The organism is Streptomyces sp. NPDC054765 (assembly GCF_053612065.1).
On sequence record NZ_JBSHBP010000145.1, the window covers coordinates 1 to 2,739 of the forward strand.

Genomic DNA, 2,739 nt, shown 5'->3' on the forward strand with positions numbered 1-2,739 from the left:
GTCCGGACGTAAAGCGAAGCAGTCCGGACACCCACCCACTCCGACCCGTCACCGCACCCCAACAGCCCCGCGCAGCGGACCCGCCCGCCGCCAGGCGCAACGGCGAGAAACCACCACGGCGGGAAAGCCAAAAACGTGGGAGGGGGCTACGCCCGCCTCCCGTACCAGAGGCATGTCAGTGCGAAGCCGAAGGCGAGGCACAGGACTCCGCCCATCGCGTCCAGCCAGAAGTGGTTGGCGGTGGAGACGATGACCAGCAGGGTGACGGCGGGGTAGAGCAGCCCGAGGGCCTTGGCCCACAGTGGCTTGGCCAGCAGCGCGATGGTGATGCCGCACCACAGCGACCAGCCGATGTGCATCGACGGCATCGCGGCGTACTGGTTGGACATCGAGGCGAGGTTGCCGGACGCCAACGAGCCCCAGGTCCGGTGGTCGATCAGGGTGTCGATGAAACCGCCGTCCGGCATCAGCCGGGGCGGCGCCAGCGGGTAGAGGTAATAGCCGATCAGGGCGATGCCGGTGGTGGCGAAGAGGGCCGTCCGGGCGGCGGCATAGCGGCCCGGGTGCCAGCGGTAGAGCCAGACCAGGACACCGGCCGTCACGATGAAGTGCAGTGTCGCGTAGTAGTAGTTCATCGACACGATCAGCCACGTCACGGAGTTCACCGCGTGGTTGACGGTGTGCTCGAAGGCGATGCCGAGCGAATGCTCGGCCTGCCAGATCCAGTCGGCGTTCCGCAGGGCCTCGGCCTTCTGCTCGGGCACCGCGTTGCGGATCATCGAGTACGTCCCGTAGCTGACCGCGATCAGCAGGATCTCGAACCAGAGCCGGGGGGTGCGAGGAGCACGCAGACGGGCCAATCGCCTCTCGGCCGACGGGGGGTCCGCACGCTGCCCCTTGGGTGGCGGGGTGGTCGGCAGGCCGTCCAAAGTCCTCGTATTCGCATCACCCATAGGCAGACAGTCTGCCAGAAAGGGGTGTGCCGTCGATCATCCTTCGGTCGGGTATTCGACACCGTCCGTCGGTCTTGCGGGGGATGCCCGACCCTCGTACTTCTGGGGGATACCGGCGCTCAGGGAGCCCGCAGCGGCTTCGGGATCCTGGCGGATTCAGGGGCCGAGGCGGTCGATCCGCGCACCACCAGCTCGGGCAGGAAGACGAATTCGCTGTGCGGGGCCGGGGTCCCGCCGATCTCCTCCAGCAGCGCGCGCACCGCCGCCTGCCCCATCGCCGTGACCGGCTGCCGGATCGTGGTCAGTGGCGGGTCGGTGAAGGCGATCAGCGGGGAGTCGTCGAAGCCGACCACGGAGATCTCGTGCGGGACGTCGAGCCCGCGCTGCCGGGCCGCCCGGATCGCGCCGAGCGCCATCATGTCGCTGGCACAGACGAGGGCCGTGGCGCCCCGCTCGATCAGTGCGCCCGCCGCGGCCTGGCCGCCCTCCAGGGTGTAGAGGGAGTGCTGGATGAACGGCTCCGTCTCGGCCGGGCCGGTCTGCAGCCGCACCTGCATGGCGTGCACAAAGCCCTCGATCTTGCGCTGCACGGGCACGAAGCGCTTGGGGCCGAGCGCCAGCCCGATCCGCCGGTGGCCGAGCGCGCTCAGGTGGGTGACCGCCAGATCCACCGCGGCCCGGTCGTCGGGGGAGACGAAGGGTGCCTGCACCTTGTCGGAGAAGCCGTTGATGAGGACGAACGGGACGCCCTGGCCGCGCAGTTGCTCATAGCGCTGCATATCGGCGGAGGTGTCGGCGTGCAGCCCGGAGACGAAGATGATGCCGGCCACCCCGCGGTCCACCAGCATCTCGGTCAGCTCGTCCTCCGTGGAGCCGCCCGGGGTCTGGGTCGCGAGGACCGGCGTATAGCCCTGGCGGGTCAGTGCCTGTCCGATGACCTGCGCGAAGGCCGGGAAGATCGGGTTCTCCAGCTCGGGAGTGATCAGCCCGACCAGCCCCGCGCTGCGCTGCCGCAGCCGCACCGGGCGTTCGTAGCCCAGCACATCGAGGGCGGCAAGCACCGACTGGCGGGTGGTGGCGGAGACACCCGGCTTCCCGTTGAGAACCCGGCTGACGGTGGCCTCGCTGACACCCGCCTGTGCTGCGATATCGGCGAGCCGGGCGGTCATGGGTGGGACTGTACCGGTCTGCTGTCAGATTGCCCACCAGGTGCAGCTGTCACCGGGGAGCTGGGCGGTGGTCTCGTTGACGGTCACCGGGGCGCTGGACAACAGCGGCGTTCCGGGCGTGGGGAGTTCGATGTCGTGCCCCAGGGTGTTGACGGTGCACAGCACGCCGGGGCGGGTGAAGGCGAGCACCCCGTCGGGCGCCGGTGCCCAGCTCATCGCGCCGTCGCCCAGCCCCGGCAGCCGGTGCCGCAGCGCCAGCGCGGCACGGTACAGCTCCAGGGTGGAGGCGGCATCGCCGGTCTGGGCCTGGACGCTGAGCGGCGCCCAGTCGCCGGGCTGCGGCAGCCAGCTCCCGCCGGGGCCGAAGCCGTACGGGGGCAGCTCGCCGGACCAGGGCAGCGGCACCCGGCAGCCGTCGCGGAAGCCGTCCTGGCCGGCGGCGGCGGCGACGCCGTCCGGGGCGGACTCGGTGTCGGTGCCGGGGCCGGCCGCGCCGGTGGTCCGGCCGCCGCGGAAGAACGCCGGGTCCTGGCGGACCTCGTCGGGCAGGTCGGTGACCTCGGGCAGGCCCAGTTCCTCGCCCTGGTAGAGGTAGGCGGAGCCGGGCAGCGCCAGCA

At 71.0% G+C, this 2,739-nt stretch carries 3 protein-coding genes; all 3 read right to left on the minus strand.

The features are described from left to right. Positions 1 to 146 precede the first annotated feature (146 nt). Positions 147 to 953, minus strand: coding sequence for a phosphatase PAP2 family protein (locus ACWGJY_RS37455; RefSeq protein WP_453265363.1), 807 nt, complete (start codon positions 951 to 953; stop codon positions 147 to 149). A 119-nt stretch (positions 954 to 1,072) separates the two neighbouring features. Then, positions 1,073 to 2,122: a LacI family DNA-binding transcriptional regulator gene (locus ACWGJY_RS37460; RefSeq protein ID WP_453265364.1), complete on the minus strand. Its 1,050-nt coding sequence runs from the start codon at positions 2,120 to 2,122 to the stop codon at positions 1,073 to 1,075. A gap of 24 nt (positions 2,123 to 2,146) precedes the next feature. Next, on the minus strand, positions 2,147 to 2,739 hold a 593-nt coding region (locus ACWGJY_RS37465), incomplete at its 5' end, for an alpha-amylase family glycosyl hydrolase (RefSeq protein WP_453265365.1).

What these genes read in the sequence shown, in the direction of transcription:
- ACWGJY_RS37455 (WP_453265363.1), bottom strand. Translation starts at nt 953, where the DNA reads ATGGGTGATGCGAATACGAGGACTTTGGACGGCCTGCCGACCACCCCG.
- ACWGJY_RS37460 (WP_453265364.1), bottom strand. Translation starts at nt 2,122, where the DNA reads ATGACCGCCCGGCTCGCCGATATCGCAGCACAGGCGGGTGTCAGCGAG.